The following is a 17,150-nucleotide window of genomic DNA, read 5'->3' on the forward strand; positions in this document are numbered from 1 at the left end:
CGGTGACCGACGTCCCGACGGACAGTCACTTGGCTTGTTCCGGCCGGGTCACCGAGCATGGCCTGACCATGGAACGGCTCTCCTTGCTCCAGAAGATCCTTCCCGCGTGCACGGCCTCGGCGGAGGCGTACGACGACGACACGGCATACCCGCTCTTCCCGGAGGAGGCTTCGGCGGTCGCCCGGTCGGCCGAAGGCAGACGGCGGGAGTTCACCACCGGTCGCGGCTGTGCCCGCCGGGCGCTGTCGGGTCTCGGGCTGCCGCCGACGCCGGTACCCAGGGACGAGCAGCGCGCGCCCGCCTGGCCGGCCGGGGTGATCGGCAGCATCACGCACTGCGTGGGATTCCGGGCCGCTGCGGTGGCCCGGGCGGATGATCTGGCCGTGCTCGGTATCGACGCCGAACCGCACCGGCCGCTGCCGGCGCGGGTGGGCAAGGAGATCGCGGTCGACGCGGAAAGCGCACGCCTCACGGTGCTGCGCCGGGAAGCTCCGCGCATCTGCTGGGACACCGTGCTGTTCAGCGCCAAGGAGTCCGTCTACAAGGCGTGGTTCCCGCTCACTCGTGCCTGGCTCGGCTTCCAGGACGCGGAGGTCGACCTGCGGGCGGACGGCACCTTCGCGGTGCGGGTGTTGCCGGCCGTCACGGAAGCGGGCCCGTCGGGGTTCGCGGGGCGCTGGCTGGTCGGCAGGGGGCTGGTGGTCACCTCGGTGACGAGCGCACGATGGCCTGCCCGGTCGCGGCCGGGCTCCGCTCCCCCGCGGTACTGAACGCCCCGAGGGCCATGGCCGGACACCGTCCAACCGCGGCGCCGCCGCAGTTGAACAGACCGCTCAACACAGCGCCCGGGAGCGCGCCTTGTCGGCCTGTCCGCCACTCGACTACGGTCACCGGCCGTAGTCCCCGACTCCGAAAGGCGCACCATGGCCGAATCAGGTCCCGGCACCCCCTCCCTCTGGCGCAACCGGGACTTCCGTCTGCTGTTGGGCGGGCAGGTCATCTCGTTCGTGGGCGACCAGGCCCAGTTCTTCGCCCTCCCGTTGATCGTGCTGGCGGTCTCCGGATCGGCGACGCAGGCGGGGCTCGTCACCGGGCTGGGCACGGCATCGTTCCTGCTGTTCGGCCTGATCGCAGGGGCCCTGGCAGATCGCTGGAACCGCAAGGTCACCATGATCTGGTGCGAAGCGGGCCGTGCGGTCCTCGTCGGTTCCGTGGTGGTGGCACTCGCCACGGACAGCCTGACGCTGCCGCACCTTTACGGGGTCGCCGCGCTCAACGGCCTGCTCAGCACTCTCTTCCTGTCGGCCAACAGCGCCGCCCTGCCTAATGTGGTGGGGCGCGAACAGCTGTCGGGCGCGCTCGGGTACAGCGAGACCGTCCACAACACGATCCGGGTCTTCGGGGCGGTGGCCGCCGGCGCGCTCTACTCCCTCAGCCGTGTCCTTCCGTTCGCCGTGAACGCCGTGTCCTTCGCCGTGTCGGCCCTGAGCCTGCGGCTCATACGGGGTGACTTCCAGGAGGAGCGGCGCACCGGGCCACGTCCGCGCCTGACGGCGGAGATCCGCGAGGGGCTGAGCTGGGTGTGGCACCAGCCGGTGATCCGGTTCCTGACCTTGGTGAGCGCCGCCGACAGCGTCCGCTACGGCGCCGGCTACCTGGTCATCGTCGTCCTGGCGCAGGAGGCCGGGGCGTCCGCGGTGGAGATCGGTGTGATCTTCAGCGGTGCCGCTGTAGGCGCGCTGCTCGGTGCCCTCGTCTCGGACCGCGTCGTCAAGCGCTATCCGCTCGGCCGTATCGCCGTGACGATGCTGTGGCTGGAGGCGCTCGGTTTCCCCCTGTACGCGATCGCCCCCAATCCGACCACCCTGGGGCTCGTCGCGGCGCTCGAATCGCTGGTCGCCCCCGTTTACATGGTGGCGATCTCCACCTACCGGCTCGCGATCACCCCGGACGAGCTGCGCGGCCGGGTCAGCAGCACGGAGTCCACCTTGACCATGAGCGCCCTGGCCATCGGTTCGGCGCTCAGCGGCACGCTGATCACCGTGCTGGGCACCGAGCGGGTCGTCCTGCTGCTTTCCCTGTGGATGCTCTGTCTGGCGGTACTCACCTCGACCCGGCGTGCCGTGCGCACGGCACCGATCGCCTCGCTCGCGAAGCCCGCGCCCCGGCCCGGGAGCGGGACCGGTGACGAGAGCGTGGTCCGCACGGGCGGGTAGCCGCGGGCCGGAGGCGCACGGCCGGACGTACCGGCGGCGCACGAATGTGAGGTGTCATGGAGCAACATCCGCTGCTGGACGCGCTTGTCGACCCCGACCCCCGGCGCGGCATCCGGTTCTACGACGGGCTGGGGGGCTGGGATTTCCATCCGTACACCGAACTCGCGCGTGCCGCCTTCGTGTTGGCGGACCGGCTGCGGTCACTCGGTGTCGCGCCCGGTGAGGTCGTCGTACCGGCGACCGGAACCGGTCCCGAGTTCGTGGCCACCGTGCTGGGCACGGTGGCCGTCGGTGCCACTCCCGCCCCGCTGGCTCCTCCTCTCGTGTTCGAGAATCCCGACGCCCATCGGCGCCACGCGGAGCGGATGTTCGCGTCCATCCGGCCTAAGGTCCTGGTCACCCGTCCCGAATGGGCCGACCCGCTAGGCGCGGTCCCTGTCGGGCCCGACTGCCCGCGGGTGCTCAAGGTGACCATGGCCGAGTTGTCGGCGGCGGCCGGGGTGCCGCAGGCCCTCGCGTGCACGCCCGAGCGGGCACTGGTGCAGTTCACTTCGGGGTCGGGCGGCCCGGCCAAGGCGGTGGCCGTCACGACCGACGCGCTCTCCGCCAACCTGGCTGCGGTGCGCCGCTGGCTTCGGATGGGATCGTCGGACGCGACCGCGACCTGGCTGCCGTTCCATCACGACATGGGCCTCGTCGGCTGCCTGCTGACGCCGCTGTCGATCGGCGCCGATCTGTGGGTGATGCGTCCCGAGGATTTCGTGCGCACCCCGCTGGAGTGGGTGCGCTGCTTCGGCACGCTGGGAGCGCAGCTCACCGCGTCTCCGGCCTTCGGACTCGAGCACGTGGTACGCCGGGTGCGGGCCGAGTCCCTGGAGGAGATGGACTTCTCCGGGTGGTCGGCGGTCATCACAGGGGCCGAGCGCGTGCCGCCGCAGGTGCTGCGGCAGTTCGCCGCCCTGCTGTCACCGTTCGGGTTCCGCTCCACGGCCTTGCTGCCCGCGTACGGGCTGGCCGAGGCGACCCTCGCGGTGACCGGGTCGTCGCGCGACGACGAACCGCGCTCCGTGTCGGTCGACCCGCGTGCGCTCGATGTCGGCCGTCGTGTGCGTCCGAGCACCGACGGCACCGAGGCGATGGAACTGACGGGCTGTGGACGCCCCTTGGTCGCCGGGAGCCGTGTGCTGGTCACCGACCGGCTGGGGCGGCCGCTGCCCGAGGGGCATGTCGGCGAGATCGTGGTGGGCGGCCCCTCGGTGGCCGAGGGCTACGCGGGGGCCGACGCGGGGACCGGCGAGGGCGTCTTCAGCGGGGGCCAGCTCCGGACAGGCGATTGCGGCTTCTTCGACCAGGGCGAGCTGTTCGTGGTCGGACGGCTCGGTGACAGCCTCAAGTGCCGTGCGACGACCGTGTTCGCGGAGGACCTGGAGGCCTCGGTGGCGCGGCTGCCCGAGCTGCGGACGGCCGGGGTGGCCGTACTCCTCGGCGCCGCCGGGGGGCGCGACACAGCGGTCGTGGTCGTGGAGCGCCGTCCCGGGCCCTGGACGGGGGAGGTCGTACGTCGGCTGCGGCGCCGTGTGCCGGGTCTCGACGTGGTCATCGTGAACGGCCCTCGCGGCACGGTGCTGCGCACCTCCAGCGGGAAGCCCCGGCGCCGGGCGATGTGGCGGGCTCACCTCGCCGGCGAACTGGGCGGCAGGGCGTTCGAGTCGAACGTCCTGGACGCCGGCTCGATCGCCGCGACAGGATGACGAACCGGCCTCGCCGTTCCAGCTGCTCCCCCGCTCATGCGCATGTCAGGCGCGCGAGCGACACGGCGCCGGCACGAAGCACCCACCTCCCCCTCTTTCCCTCCCGACGAAGGGCGACAGATGCGATCCGACGGTTCTTCCCGCTTCCACGTTGTCGTCAACGCGGAGGAGCAGCACTCGATCTGGCCGTCCGGCCACGCCCTCCCCGAGGGCTGGCGGCTGGAGGGCACCTCGGGCTCCGAGGACGAGTGTCTGCGCCGCATCGAGAGCGTGTGGCCGGACATCCGCCCGCTCACCGTCCGTACGCTGCCCGCCGCGAGGGCTGCCACCGCCCCCGCCTCGACCGCCTGCCAGGGATGACCCCGATGAATGACGTGACGACCGTCGAACGCTCAGCCCCCGCCTCACTCGGCCAACGTCTTCTCGGCCTCATGGAGCACTATCGGGGCGGCGAGTCGCCACTCGCCGTACCGGTCTTCTACCGGCTCGCCGGGCCACTCGACCACACCGCGCTGAGGGCGGCCCTCGACGCCCTGGTCGACCGGCACGAGGCGCTGCGGACGACGTACGAGACCTCGCGCAGGCGTCTGGTGCAGCATGTCCACGAGCCCCGTCCGGTGCCCCTGGAGTCGCTCCGGACAGACGGCACTCCCGCCGCCCTGGAGGGCGTCATGCGGGATCTGGTCCGCACCCCGTTCGACCTGGGGGTCTCACCGGTGCGGGCGACGCTGCTCGAGGTCGCGCCCGAGGAGTCGGTGCTGATGCTGAACATCCATCACCTGTCCACCGACGGCTGGTCCGGGGGCGTGCTGGCCGGCGACCTCGGCCGGCTCTACCGTCCGGGCGGCTCGGCGGTCGTGCCGCGGCCGGAGCGGCCGCCCATGCAGTACATGGACTTCAGTGAGTGGCAGCGGGACCGCTTCGAGTCGGGAGCGCTGACCGGACAACAGGAGTTCTGGCGTTCCCGGCTGGCCGGTGCGCAGCCCCCCGCGCTGGTGGGGCGCCCCACAGGAAGGGCCGACGGCGCCCAGCGGCCCGGAACGCACACGTTCGACCTGCCCGAGTCTGCCGCCGCGAGCCTGGCGGAGATCTGCAGGTCCCAGCGCACCACGACGTTCGCCGCCGGACTCGCCGTCTTCACGTCCGTGCTGCACACCTACACCGGGGACACGGACTTCGGCCTCGCCTCGATGTTCGCCAATCGGCTGCGGCCCGAACTCGCGGACACCGTAGGCTTCTTGACGAACCTTCTGGTGCTGCGGGTCAAGATGCCGCAGCGGCCCACTTTCGAAGACGTGCTGGAGGCCACCCAGGACATCGTGTTCGACGCGCTGGGCAACCAGGAGATCCCGTATCACCTGGTGCCGCAGGCGCAGGGCGAGCGGGGCGCGGGGCTTGAGAACATCCTCTTCCAGGTCATGGCCGGACCCGAGTACCAGCTGTCCCTGGACGGACTGGAGGTGAGCCAGCTGGCGCCGCCGGACGGATCGGGCAGCCGCTTCGACCTGGAGTTCGCGCTGATCCCCGAGCGCGCCGGTGTCCAGGGCATCGTCTGGTACGACCAGCGTCGGTTCGAGAGCTCGTGGGTACGCCGGCTCGTCGACGATTTCGCGCGAATGGCCGTCCACGTGGCCGAACACCCGGACCGGCCTGTGGGTGAAGGCGGACGGCGCTGATGCCCGCACCTCAAGCCGTCGAGCCCGCCCGGCTCATGGTGGAGACAGCGGTCAGCGCCGTGCTCAACTGGGACTACGACGCTCGGACCACGCGCCTGTCGCAGCTGTACGAGTCGGCCAAACTCGCCCAGTGGAACGCGTCGACGGACATCGACTGGTCCCTGCGGGTCGGGTTCGGCTCTCCGCTGCCGGAGGGCTCCGCGTACGCGCTGGGCACGTTCCGTTCCTCGCCGCTCGCGCACCGCGGCAAGGCGGGCTGGGACGCCTTCCGCTGGGAGGTGCAGGCATGGATGGTCTCTCAGTTCCTGCACGGGGAGCAGGCGGCGCTGGTCTCGTGCGCCCGGCTGGCCGAGGTGCTGCCCGAGGTGGAGGCGAAGCTGTGCGCGATCAGTCAGGCCGGTGACGAGGCCCGCCATGTCGAGGCGTTCGCCCGGTACGTACGTGAGCACGTACCGGACCCCTATCCGGTGACGGAGGCGCTGCGGGCGCTGTTCCAGGACGCGCTGGTGGCCCGGGAGTGGGAGTTCACGGCCCTCGCGATCCAGTGTCTGGTGGAGCCGGTCGCACTGGCCGGGTTCCGGCTCGCGGAGGCGACCTTCCACGATGCGCTGATCAAGCAGATCGTGGTCAGGGTCGCCAGGGACGAGGCCCGCCATGTGTCGTTCGGCGTCCTGCTGCTCAAAGACGTGCTGCCCGAGCTGTCCGACGCCGAGCGTGCGCACCGGGAGGAGTTCGTGCTGGAGGCGATCGAGCTGCTGCGGCTGCGGTTCCTGCTGACCGACGTGTGGGAACGGCTCGAAGTCGACCAGGCGGCGGGGGTGCGGTTCGCCACGTACGATCCGGGCCTGGCCGCGTATCGCAGGTCCCTGTTCTCCCGGATCGTACCCATGCTGGCGCAGATCGGGCTCCTGACGCCCACGGTGGTGGCGCGGCTGGACCGGCTGGATCTCCTCGACCGTGCGGCCGCGCGGACCGTGGAACGGATGCGCCGGGGCGGCCGCGCCGGCTGACGGGCCGTCGCGGCAGCCGTCGCACGCCCGGCGTACCCGGGCACCTCGGGTACGGATTCCTCAGGGCTGATGCCGGTCCAGGGCCGCCGCCACGTCCGCCGGGCTGTCCTGCAGCAGGTTGTGGCCACCGGGAAGCATTTCGAGGTGGAAGCCCACCGAAGTCCATTTCGCCCAGGACACGACGTCCTCGACGGGTATCGCGTGCTTCCCGGTCCCCAGCAGGGCGAGGATCGGGGCGTCGATGGGCTCCGGCTCGTGAGCGTGGCTCTCGATCGCCCGGTAGTCGGCCCGCAGGGCCGGTTCGACGAGGTCCAGGAGGTCCGGGTCGTCGAGGAGTTCGTCCGGCAGATAGCCGTCCTCCCGGACCCGCGCGAAGAACTCGTCCGGGGGCAGTCGCCAGGACTCGGTCACGGGAATCCGGTCCGGGGACTGGTGCGCGGATACCGCGAGGCCCCGCAGCTGCGCCGCGGGCAGCCGGCGGGCGACCTCGTAGGCGATGACCGCTCCGGCGCAGTGTCCGTAGAGGTAGACCTCACGGCTCCCGGCGTGCGCGGCGATCTGTGCGCTCAGGGTGTCCGCGAGCACGGCCAGGTCGGAAACCGGGGCCTCGGCGGTACGCGATTCCCGACCCGGCAGCCGGACGCCGACCGCGGTCCACCGCTCACCGAGCGCACGGCACATCTTCTTGACGGCCGCGACTCCCGCGCCGGCATGCGGAATCGCGTAGAGAACTCTCTCGCCTTCCGATGCCATCGCTATTTCAACAAGCCCTCGATTGTTCGCCATGCGCTGCATCCTAGGCTCTCCGAAGATATCCGCCGCCACGTTCAATCTGCTCGTTCCCCTGACACGCGGTTCACGTGAATTCCTGCCGGACCACCCGAAGAAATGCCCGGACGGAGAATGCAATACCCGGTCCAGGAGTCGTGGTTTCCTCGGAAAGCATTCCCGATGTGCCGGCCTTCGAGGAGGGGGGAGGGAGGCCGCCCGCCGGGCGGGTGGGCCTCCCTCCCCGCCCTCTGCCGTCTCAGCCTCCGCTGATCAGCGCACCGCGGTCGACCTTCCCCGTCGCCGTCAGCGGCAGGGTCTGCACGGCCGCGATCCGCGTCGGAACCATGTAGGCGGGCAGCTGAGCCCGAAGGTGACTCCGCACCTCCTCGACCCCGACCGGGGACGCGGCCTCCGGGACGTAGGAGGCGGCCAGGTGCTTGCCTCCGGGTCCGTCGACGGCGACCACGACGGCTGTCCGCACACCCGGGCAGCGCACCAGCGCACTCTGGACCTCTCCGAGTTCGATGCGGTAGCCGCGTACCTTGACCTGGTCGTCGAGACGGCCGAGGAACTGCAGGTTCCCGTCGGGCAGCCAGCGGGCCCGGTCGCCGGTCCGGTACATGCGTTCTCCGGGCCCGGGTGCCCAGGGGTCGGGCAGGAACTTCCGGGCGGTGAGCGCGGGGCTGCCGACGTAGCCGACGGCGACGCAGTCACCGGCGATGTGGAGGTCGCCGGGCGTCCCGACCGGGGTGGGCCTCAGGTTCTCGTCGAGCACGTAGTAACGGGCATTGGTCATGGGCCTGCCGTAGGGGATGCTCGGCCACTCGGGATCCACCGCCGTGACCGGGTAGTGGTTCGACCACACCGTGCACTCGGTGGCACCGCCGAGCGCGATCACCTTCGCCCCGGGGAAGGCCGCACGCATCTCGTCCGGCAGCGGCAATGGAATCCAGTCGCCGCTGAGCAGGACGAGCCGCAGCCCGTCGCGTCCCCGCGCGTCGCGCTCTGCGAGGAAAGGGGTGAGCATCGCCAGCGCCGCGGGGGCCGAGTCCCAGAGGGTGACCGGTTCGCCTTCCAGGATGTCGATGAGGACGTCGGGTTCGGCGATCTCGCCCTGCGTGGCGACACGGACCGAGCCTCCGGCGGCGAGCACCCCGAACATGTCGTACACGGACAGGTCGAAGCAGAACGAGGTCACGAAGAGCACTTGGTCCGGAGGGCTCACCCGGTACGTGCCGTTGATCCATTCGATGAGGTTGACGGCGGAGCGGTGCTGGACGGCCACGCCCTTGGGGGTGCCCGTGGAGCCGGAGGTGAAGATGGCGTACGCGAGGTCGTCGGCGGTGACCGCGTCCCGCGGCGGGAGCGCGGGGCGTGCGGCGACGGCCGCCCCGGTCCAGACCCGTCCGCCCCGGTCCGCCTCCGGTACGTGCCCGACGAGACGGATCAACGCGTCGTAGCGACCGGCCAGTTCGCCGTTGAAGCCTCCCTCGGTGCGCCGCTTCACCTCCACCTCGGCAACGGTGGGCAGCACCTCGGAGAGCCTGTCCAGCAGGGCGGGGGGAACCCTGAGTCCGGCGTGCGCCTCGATGTCCGGGTCGATCAGGTCGGCGAGCAGGATTCCACCGCCCGGGCGCAGCAGGCCACTGAGCGAGGCGAGCGTCTGCAACAGGTAGTCCATGTCGGGCAGGAACTGGACGGTGCTGGCCATGACGATCAGGTCGAACGGCCCCTGAACGACGTCCGCGACCTCGTGCGCGTAGGTGACGAGGCCCTCGACCCGGAACCCGCCGGCGGCCGCGGTGGCGAGGTTGCGCCGCACCGCGACGCCCGACGGGTCGGCGGCGACGTACCTCCGCGCGCCGGGAGCGAGAACCTCCGTGACGAGCCCGGTGCCGCAGCCCACCTCCAGGATGTCCGCGCCCCGGCCAGCGGCCTCCTGTGCCAGGCCCGCCACGTGCCGCGCGTACGCGGTCACGTCGGCGGGTGTGTACGGGCGGTCGGAGCGCCGCAGGTTGAACCCGGCGGCTTCCAGCGGGTCGGGTTCGCCGGAGAGGAAGTCGAAGAACTCCTCGACCTCGGTGCGGTCCAGAACGGGTGCCCAGGTGCTGTCGGCGTCGATGTCCGGGCAGACGACTTCGGTCACGGTCGGCACCTCCCAGCGGATCTCCTGCACGGTCCGCAGGTGCACGGCGCCTGTGATGACGCACCGTACGCCGAGGTCGCGCAGGAGCCCGGTGACCCGCTGTCGCGGCCAGGCGGGATCGATGGGGAGGTACGCGGCCCCCGACTTGAGCACACCGAGCAGGGAGGCGACGGCGAGCGGAGTACGGTCGCAGTACAGCGCCACGAAGTCGCCGCGCCCCAGACCCCGGTCGTGCAGCAGCCGTGCCATGCGGTCGCTCCACGCGTCCAGTTCGGCGTGAGTCGTCACCCGGCCGTCGGCTCCGACGAGGGCCGGGCGCCCGGGGTGGCGGGCGGCGGCCTCGCGCACCAGGTCCGGGACGGTCGCCGTGCGCCGGTAGTCACGGGTGGTGTCGTTCCAGGCGGGCGGCGGGAGCCGTTCGTCCGTGGAGGTCATCGCGGCTCGCCTCCGTTCTGTCCCACGATCGCCTCGATCGCCCGCGACAGGCTCTCGACGGTGGGGTTCTCGAAGAAGAGGCGCAGCGACAACCGTTGCCCCTGGGCCTTGCCCAGGCGAGCCATGATGCGGGCGACGAACAGGGAGTGTCCGCCGATGTCGAAGAAGTCGTCGTCGTCGGCGAACGTGTCGTCTTCCAGGGCTGCGGCCCAGGCCGCACGCACCTGCTCGGTGATGTCGGTGATGCGGGCGGGCTGGGTGGACGGGCCCGATGGCATGTCGTGCCTCCTTGGGGCGGCGGTCGGTGCTTCGGTGGGACCGGGGTCGTGAGCGACGAGCGAGGGGCCGCGCTCACCGGCGCGGGACGATGCTCAGCGTCCCGTGGTGGAGAGACGGGCGACCAGCTCGGTCAGCGCCTCCCCCATGTGTGAGAGCAGTTCCTCCGCCGGCGGCCGTCCGGGGCCCTCGGCGTGTACGACGCGCAGGCGCATCCGTCCTCCGATCGGCATCGCACTGAACTCCAGCTCGTAGGGACGTGCGTTCGCGGGGGCGCGGTCGGCCACCTCGCCCAGGACGGCCGGTGTGAACAGGTCCCGGGTGACGGCCTGTTGTCCGCTGCCGCCGAGCAGCACACCCATGCGGCCCAGGTAGTTGAAGTTGACCGTGGCCGGCGGTACGACTGCCATGCGGTCGCGTACGGAGGGATCGGTCGCGGCATGACGCAGCAGGCCGTAGCCGACGCCGTCGGCGGGAACTCCACGCAGCTCATCGCACATCGCGCCGTACACGGCCAGGGGATCCGGGTCCCGTGGCAGGTCGAATCGCACCGGATGCACGACCGTGAACCAGCCTACGGTGCGACCCGGATCGACTCCCTCGAACAGGTGCTCCCTGCCGTGCCGTTCGAGATCGATGCGGACCTGAGCCTCCCCCGTCCACCGGGCCACCGCGTAGGCGGCCGCGGCCAGAACGATGTCCTGCGGGCGTGTCCCCACCGCCTTACCCGCGCGCGTCAGCAGTGCGGCCGTGACCTCCTGCGACAGGTCCGCGGTCACCACGCGTGCGTCACGCTCGACGCCCGGTGGCACGAGCCGGCCGGCCGGCCGTTCCGTGTCGCCCGGCGGTGCCCAGTGGTCCAGTTCGGTCCGCACGGCGGCGGAGTCGGCGTGGGCGTGCAGCAGAGTGGTCCACCGGAAGTACGGCACGAAGGGCGGCAGCCGTACGTCCTCCCCTGCGGCAAGCTGGCCGTAGGCCGTGGTGAGGTCGTCCACGACGATCTGCCAGGAGACGAAGTCGATCACCAGATGGTGGGCGACGAGCAACACGTGAACGGTGCCGGCGCCGGCGCCGTCGGCCGGGGCGGGGAAGACCGCGGCGGCGAACAGCGGGCCCTTCTCCAAGTCGAGTGAGGCGTGCAACTCCTCGGCAACGTCCTCCGGTGCGCGGGCGCACTCCTCCTCGACGAGGTGGACGGCCACTCCTTCAGGGTCGTACCACTGTCGTGGGGCGGCTCCGGCCGTCGGCCGGGTGAAGCGGTGCCGGAAGACCGTGTGGTGCAGGGCGACCGACCGCAGTGCCACCGCGAGCGCGGCACGGTCGACCACCCGTGTCGTCCTGAGGAGGACCGCCTGGTTCCAGTGCGACCGCTCGGCCGGTTCGAGATCGAAGAACCACTGCTGGACAGGGGCCAGGGGGATGGTCCCGGCAAGCCCGGGGTTCTCGGACGGTGACCGGGTCGGCACGCGCGAGGCGCCGTCTTCCCGTGCCGACGGCTCGCCGGGGTCCGGCCGGGCCGCCCCGCCGGTGTCCTCGGCCACCGCGGCGAGTTCGCGGAGCACGGGGTGGGTGAACAGCTGCCTGGGAGTGATCCGGATGCCCTCGTCCGCGGCGCGGGAGACGATGCGCAGGCCCGTGATCGAGTCGCCGTCGAGATCAAAGTAGTCGTCGTCCGGTCCGACGCAAGGGGCGCCCAGGATCTCCTTCCAGATGGTGGCGAGCCGGCTTTCCATCGAGGTCATCGTTCCGGTGTCGGCCGTGGCCGCCGCCTCGACCCCCATGGGGTCGGCCGAGGCCGCCTCCGGCGCGGGAGCGGTCCGCGCCGTCTTCGCGTTGCCGGCCACGGGCAGCCGGTCGACGAGCAGGTACTCGGCCGGGAGCATGTACTCGGGGAGTGCGCGGCGCAGCCCGTGGCGCAGCGCCGCGGCCGTGAGCCCGTCGCCGGTGCCATCGTGCCCATCGCCGCCCGGTTCGACGTAGGCCACGGGCACGCCGTCCGTGCCGGGGACGACCAGCGCCCGGGCGACGGCAGGCAGGCGGGTGAGGGCCGCCTCCACCTGGGCCGGTTCGACGCGATAGCCGCGCACGGCCGTACGGTCGCCGATCCGGCCGAGGACCACGACGTCACCGTCGGGCAGGTAGTGGCCGGCATCGCCGGTGCGGACCGGTGACGGCCCTCCCGGCAGTGAGGCTCGCTGCCCGGCAGCCGGGGGTCCGGAGCCGGGCGGCGCGGCGGACGGGGCCTGCACCACGCAGAGCTCGCCGACGACGCCGGGGGGACACAGCCGCCCCGAAGGGTCGAGGACATAGCACTCGACGCCGGGAACGGGGCGGCCCACCGGTACGGGCAGGTCGTCGCGCAGCACATGCCGCGGAGCCTCGTGGGCGCGCACCACCGGGAAGGTGTCGGCGCCGCCGTACTCGTGCACGACACGCGTCCCTCCGGTCGCCGCGGTCACCTCCCGCAGCAGTCCGCCCGGCAGGGTCTCACCGCTGATGGCGAGCGCCGCCGTGCGCGGCCTGCGTCCGGCCAGCGCGGGAAGGAGCGCGGCGCACTCCGTGGGGGTGAGCGCCACAAGGGCGAAGTCCCTCTCGGCAGTGAGGAGTTCAGCGAGTTCACGCGCACTCCCGCCAGCCGCGGTGAGTACCACGCGGCCCCCCGCGGCCAGCACGGCGAGCAGCCGGGCCAGCATCCGGTCGGGTGCGAGCGACCCGTGTACGAGCACTCCATCGAGAGAGCCGTACTGTTCCCGGAGCCACTGGGCCCAGGCCGCGAGCGTCCGGTGGTCCAGTACGGACTCGCGCGGCGGGCCGGTCACTCCCGACGTGCGCTGGATCACCGCGGGCAGGCCGCCAGCCGTGCTCTCCGGCCCGGAGCCCGGCACTCCGGGCAGATCCACGCCGGCGGCGGACGGTAGGTCGTCCACGCAGACGACGGGCAGGCCGATCGCGCCGAGCCGGTCGCGGCCCGATGCCGTGGTGATGACGAGATGCGCGCCGTCGCCCGCCGCGACGGCCCGAACGCGGTCGGGCGGGCTGTCCGCCCGGACGGGGTCGCAGGCCACGGAGGCCAGCATCGCGCCGAGGCCGGCGACGGCCAGGTCGGCGGTGGGCGGCAGCCACACCACGGCGACGGCGCCGGACCCGGGGCGTGTGGCCCGGACGCGGTCGGCCAGCGCGCCTGCCCGCCGGACCAGTTCCCCGCGGGTGAGCAGTTCGCCGTCCGCCTCGACCGCCGTCACTTGCGGCATGGCGGCGGCATGGCGGACGGTCTCCTCGGTCACCGTCCGCGGGTTCCGGGGGCCCGGCCCGCCGCGCGAGGCGGCGAGCAGTCGGTCACGGGTTCCGGCGTCCAGCACGTCGATCCGCCCCACGGGAGTCCGCGGGGTCCGCAGCACAGCCCGCAGCACGTTCTCGAACTGCCCCGCCAGCCGCACGACGGTCGGCTCCTCGAAGAGCTCGGTGCTGTACTCCCAGGCGATCGCCACCGAGTCGGACGCTTCGTACACCGACGCAGAGAGGTCGTAGACGACACCGCGCTGACGCAGCGCCATCGATTCCAGAGCGAGCTCGCCGAGGCGCAGCGTCCGGCCGCTGCCGCCGGACAGGAACCGGCCGACCGCGAGCCGGGCTTCGTCGTGCGCCTTGTTCTGGCCGAAGGCCACCTCGACGAGAGGCGCGCGGCTCCGGTCGCGTCTGAGACCGAGCCGCTCCACGATCCGCTCGAAGGGCAGCGTCCGGTGTTCGAGGCCCTTGAGCAGACTGTCGCGGACCCGCCCCAGCAGTTCTTCGAACGGCTCGTCGGGGTCGATCGGCGTCCGGCAGACGACCGGGTTGACGAAGTATCCGAGCACGTCCTGGAATTCACGCCGCTGCCGGTTGGTGGTGATGGCTGCCAGCGCGATGTCCCGCTCCCCGGTGCAGGCGTGCAGCAGAACGTGGAAGACGGCGAACAGCACGGTGTACACGGTGGTGCCGCGTTCGCGGACGAACGCCTCCAGCTCCTTGACGGACTCCTGACCGAGGTCGTGGAAGTAGGTGGCGCCGTGCTGCGCCTGGACTACGGGGCGGGGCTTGTCCAGGGGGAGCTCCAGAGCAGGCGGCGGATCGCGGAGCACCTCCCGCCAGTAGGCCCAGTCGCGCTCCCCCACAGGCCCTTCGGCGGACCTGGCGTGCCAGCGGGCGTAGTCGGTGTAGGTGTGCGGCTGCGGGGGCCGGTAGATCTCTTCGCCGGTCACCGCCGCCGAGTAGGAGGTCTCGATGTCCCGCAGCATCGTCACCAGCGACCAGAAGTCGGAGGCGATATGATGGGTCGTCACCAAAAGGACGGGGCCGCCGTCGCCGGCGTCCGTGTAGAGCCGCACCCGCATCGGGTGCTCCGTCTCCAGGGCGAACGGCCGGAACGCCTCGGCGCTCAGCTCCCGTTCCATCTCTTCGGGGTCGAGTGGCGTCCCGATCACCTCGAAGTCCGCGCGGGCCCGGGCCGCCACGTGCTGGAACGGCTCACCGCCGCGCACCCCGAACGTGGTGCGGAGCACCGGGTGGCGGTCCACCAGGTCCTGGAAGGTCCGCCGGAGGGCGTCCGCCTCACAGCCGGAGGTGATCCGGGCGGCAAAGCTCTGGTTGTACGCGGCGCTCTCAGGGGCGAGTCGGTCCGCATGCCAGATCGACAACTGGTTTGCGGACAGCGGGAATTCACCGATGCTTCGCCCTTCGACTGCCAGCGGCTCCAGCGCCTCGCCGGTCTGTTCGGCGAGCTGCCGGGCCAAGGCCCCGACGGAGGTGCCGGAGAGCAGGTCGTGCAGGGCGACGGCACGGCGGAGGCTGTCCTCCAGAGCCATCTTGAGCCGCAGCGCACGCAGGGAGTCCAGCCCCAGGTCGCGCAGCGCAGCTTCGGGGCCGTGCTCCTCGGGCACCTCCCCGGTCACGGCGGCCACGCAGCGCAGCACATGGCCCGCGATCAGCCGGGTGCGCGCCTCGAGGTCGGGCTCCGCCCAGATGTCGTCGGCGGCCGGCGGCCCGCCGGGCTCCTGCACTGCCGCGAGCAGGGTGGCGAGTGCGGCGCGGCGCGTCTTCCCGAGCGGGGTGCGGGGGATCTCCTCGACGGCCACGAAGCGCGCGGGCACCTTGTAGCCGGTGAGGTGTCCCTCGCAGTGGGCCGCGAGCCGGGTGGTGTCCAGGGCGCCGCGCGGCACCACGGCGGCGATGAGCAGATCACCGCCACCGGCCAACGGCAGCCCGACCACGGCGGCTTCCGCGACGTCGGGATGGGTCTCCAGGACCTCCTCCACCTCGACCGGGTTGACCTTGTGCCCACCGGTGTCGATCAGGATGCGCTTGCGTCCGGTGACGTAGAGGCGCCCCTCGGCTGTGAGCCTGCCGAGGTCACCGGTGAGGTGGCGGCCGTGGACAGGGTTCCGCGTCGCCGCCTGTCCGGCGTATCCGGTCATCACCGAGCCACTGGTGACAGCGATCTCCCCGGTCTCGCCGGGCGGCAGCGGACGGCCCCGGTCGTCGAGGATCTCCACCCGGACACCGTTGAGCGGGCGGCCCACGGACTCGGGCACGACGGGGCCGGGGCCGCAGTCCCAGGACACGCTGCCCGCCTCGGAACTGCCGTAGGTCTGGCGCACGGGCACCGCGAAGCGCGCCAGGAAGCGCTCCTGGACGCCCGGGGCGAGGAAGTTGCTGCCGGACAGACACAGGCGTACCGACGAGAGGTCGGCCTCCTGGTCCGCGGGCCAGTCGGCGAGCGCCGCGAGGAGGTACGGAACGGCGGGGAAGACGGTGACCCGGTGCTCCTGCAGCAGGCCGAGGATCCTCTCGACGTCGAGTGCCGGAGCCCCGTCAGGGACGCTGCCCGAGTCCCGCGGTTCGACGAGGACCAGCGTGGCGCCCACGAGCACGGAGACGATCATGCAGCAGAACTGGCCGAGCGCGTGGAACAGGGGAACCGGGCAGAGGATCACGTCGTCGGGGGTGATCCCTGCCGTGGAAGCGATGTTGTCCGCTTCGGCGAGCTGGTTCCCCTGGCTCCTGCGGATACGCTTCGGTTCGCCCGTGGATCCGGAGGAGTGGGTGAGCACCCAGGGGCCGTCGGACGGCTCGGGTGCGGTGGGGGAAACGCCCGCGGTCGGTACCCCTGCGACCGCCAGGGCGTCGAAGGCGTGGGCGCCCGGGCCGGGCTCGCCGACGACGATCAGTTGCGGCGAGCGGCGCCACCTGGCGCCCAGGTGTTCCAGGAGGGGCGCCCGGACGGTGTCCGTGATGACGACGGCGGGTTCGCACCCCGCCGTGCGGTCGAGGATCTCGTTGAACGTCAGATCCGGGTCGAGGGCCTGCACTTCGGCGCGCATGCCTGCGGTGGCGAAGTAACCGATCACGAATTCGGGGCAGTTGGGCAACACGATCAGCACCCGGTCGCCCGGTACCACGCCGAGCCGGCCGAGCCCGGCGCGCAGCCCCGCAGTCCGGTCGCTCAGTTCGCGGTAGCTGAGACGGCGTTCGCCGAAGGCGACTGCGGTGCGGCTCGGATCGCGGGCGACGACGGCGCGCAGCCTCGCTTCGATCACCGGGCACCTCCGTCGCCCTCGCCCTGCCGCAGTTGTGCGAGGACGTAGTTCTCCACGTCACTCACCGTGCGGATGCTCTGGGCGCTCTCCTGGTCGATGGGGGGCAGGGCGTATTCGTCCTCCAGGGCGAAGGCGAGTTCCAGCAGAGCGAGCGAGTGGTAGCCGAGCGTCTCCACCAGGTCGGGGTCGGTCCCGTCGGCCGCACCAGCGTCCGGTGCCATGCTGATCACGATGTCTCGGATCTGCCGACGCGTGTCTTCCTCGGTCCGCTGTGTCATGGGGTGGTCCTGTCTGTTG

General features: G+C 71.9%; 11 protein-coding genes. 6 read left to right on the forward strand and 5 right to left on the reverse strand.

Annotated elements, in window-relative coordinates:
- Positions 1-68: 68 nt before the first annotated feature.
- From OG509_RS07265 to OG509_RS07290, 6 genes are all read left to right on the forward strand, one after another.
- The gene (locus OG509_RS07265) at positions 69-770 is read left to right on the forward strand and encodes a 4'-phosphopantetheinyl transferase (protein WP_406181061.1); all 702 of its coding nucleotides are present in this window, start codon (positions 69-71) and stop codon (positions 768-770) included.
- Between the two features lie 153 nt (positions 771-923).
- A complete protein-coding gene (locus OG509_RS07270; protein ID WP_406181062.1) occupies positions 924-2,216 on the forward strand; it encodes an MFS transporter in 1,293 nt (430 codons plus the stop codon).
- A gap of 56 nt (positions 2,217-2,272) precedes the next feature.
- Positions 2,273-3,967 carry an AMP-binding protein gene (locus OG509_RS07275; RefSeq protein ID WP_406181063.1) on the forward strand — a complete coding sequence of 565 codons (1,695 nt, stop codon included), beginning with the start codon at positions 2,273-2,275 and terminating at the stop codon, positions 3,965-3,967.
- Between the two features lie 120 nt (positions 3,968-4,087).
- Positions 4,088-4,327, forward strand: coding sequence for an MbtH family protein (locus tag OG509_RS07280; RefSeq protein WP_406181065.1), 240 nt, complete (start codon positions 4,088-4,090; stop codon positions 4,325-4,327).
- A 5-nt stretch (positions 4,328-4,332) separates the two neighbouring features.
- The gene (locus OG509_RS07285; protein WP_406181067.1) at positions 4,333-5,643 is read left to right on the forward strand and encodes a condensation domain-containing protein; all 1,311 of its coding nucleotides are present in this window, start codon (positions 4,333-4,335) and stop codon (positions 5,641-5,643) included.
- The gene (locus OG509_RS07290) at positions 5,643-6,653 is read left to right on the forward strand and encodes a ferritin-like domain-containing protein (protein WP_406181069.1); all 1,011 of its coding nucleotides are present in this window, start codon (positions 5,643-5,645) and stop codon (positions 6,651-6,653) included. The genes OG509_RS07285 and OG509_RS07290 overlap by 1 nt, the downstream gene beginning before the upstream one ends.
- Before the next feature lie 60 nt (positions 6,654-6,713).
- Here OG509_RS07290 and OG509_RS07295 read toward each other — a convergent pair whose 3' ends face one another.
- The 5 genes from OG509_RS07295 to OG509_RS07315 form a co-directional block, all read right to left on the reverse strand.
- Positions 6,714-7,439 carry a thioesterase II family protein gene (locus OG509_RS07295; protein WP_406181071.1) on the reverse strand — a complete coding sequence of 242 codons (726 nt, stop codon included), beginning with the start codon at positions 7,437-7,439 and terminating at the stop codon, positions 6,714-6,716.
- A 241-nt stretch (positions 7,440-7,680) separates the two neighbouring features.
- A complete protein-coding gene (locus OG509_RS07300) occupies positions 7,681-10,005 on the reverse strand; it encodes an amino acid adenylation domain-containing protein (RefSeq protein WP_406181073.1) in 2,325 nt (774 codons plus the stop codon).
- Complete coding sequence (locus OG509_RS07305; RefSeq protein ID WP_387282168.1) at positions 10,002-10,283, reverse strand: phosphopantetheine-binding protein; 282 nt, start codon at positions 10,281-10,283, stop codon at positions 10,002-10,004. Before OG509_RS07305 ends, OG509_RS07300 begins: the two co-directional genes overlap by 4 nt.
- A gap of 93 nt (positions 10,284-10,376) precedes the next feature.
- Complete coding sequence (locus tag OG509_RS07310; RefSeq protein WP_406181075.1) at positions 10,377-16,853, reverse strand: condensation domain-containing protein; 6,477 nt, start codon at positions 16,851-16,853, stop codon at positions 10,377-10,379.
- Positions 16,850-17,074: a hypothetical protein gene (locus tag OG509_RS07315; RefSeq protein ID WP_406181077.1), complete on the reverse strand. Its 225-nt coding sequence runs from the start codon at positions 17,072-17,074 to the stop codon at positions 16,850-16,852. Before OG509_RS07315 ends, OG509_RS07310 begins: the two co-directional genes overlap by 4 nt.
- Between the last annotated feature and the right edge of the window lie 76 nt (positions 17,075-17,150).

Origin of the sequence: Streptomyces sp. NBC_01006, assembly GCF_045162725.1 — a bacterium.
In the GTDB taxonomy this organism is placed as follows: domain Bacteria; phylum Actinomycetota; class Actinomycetes; order Streptomycetales; family Streptomycetaceae; genus Streptomyces.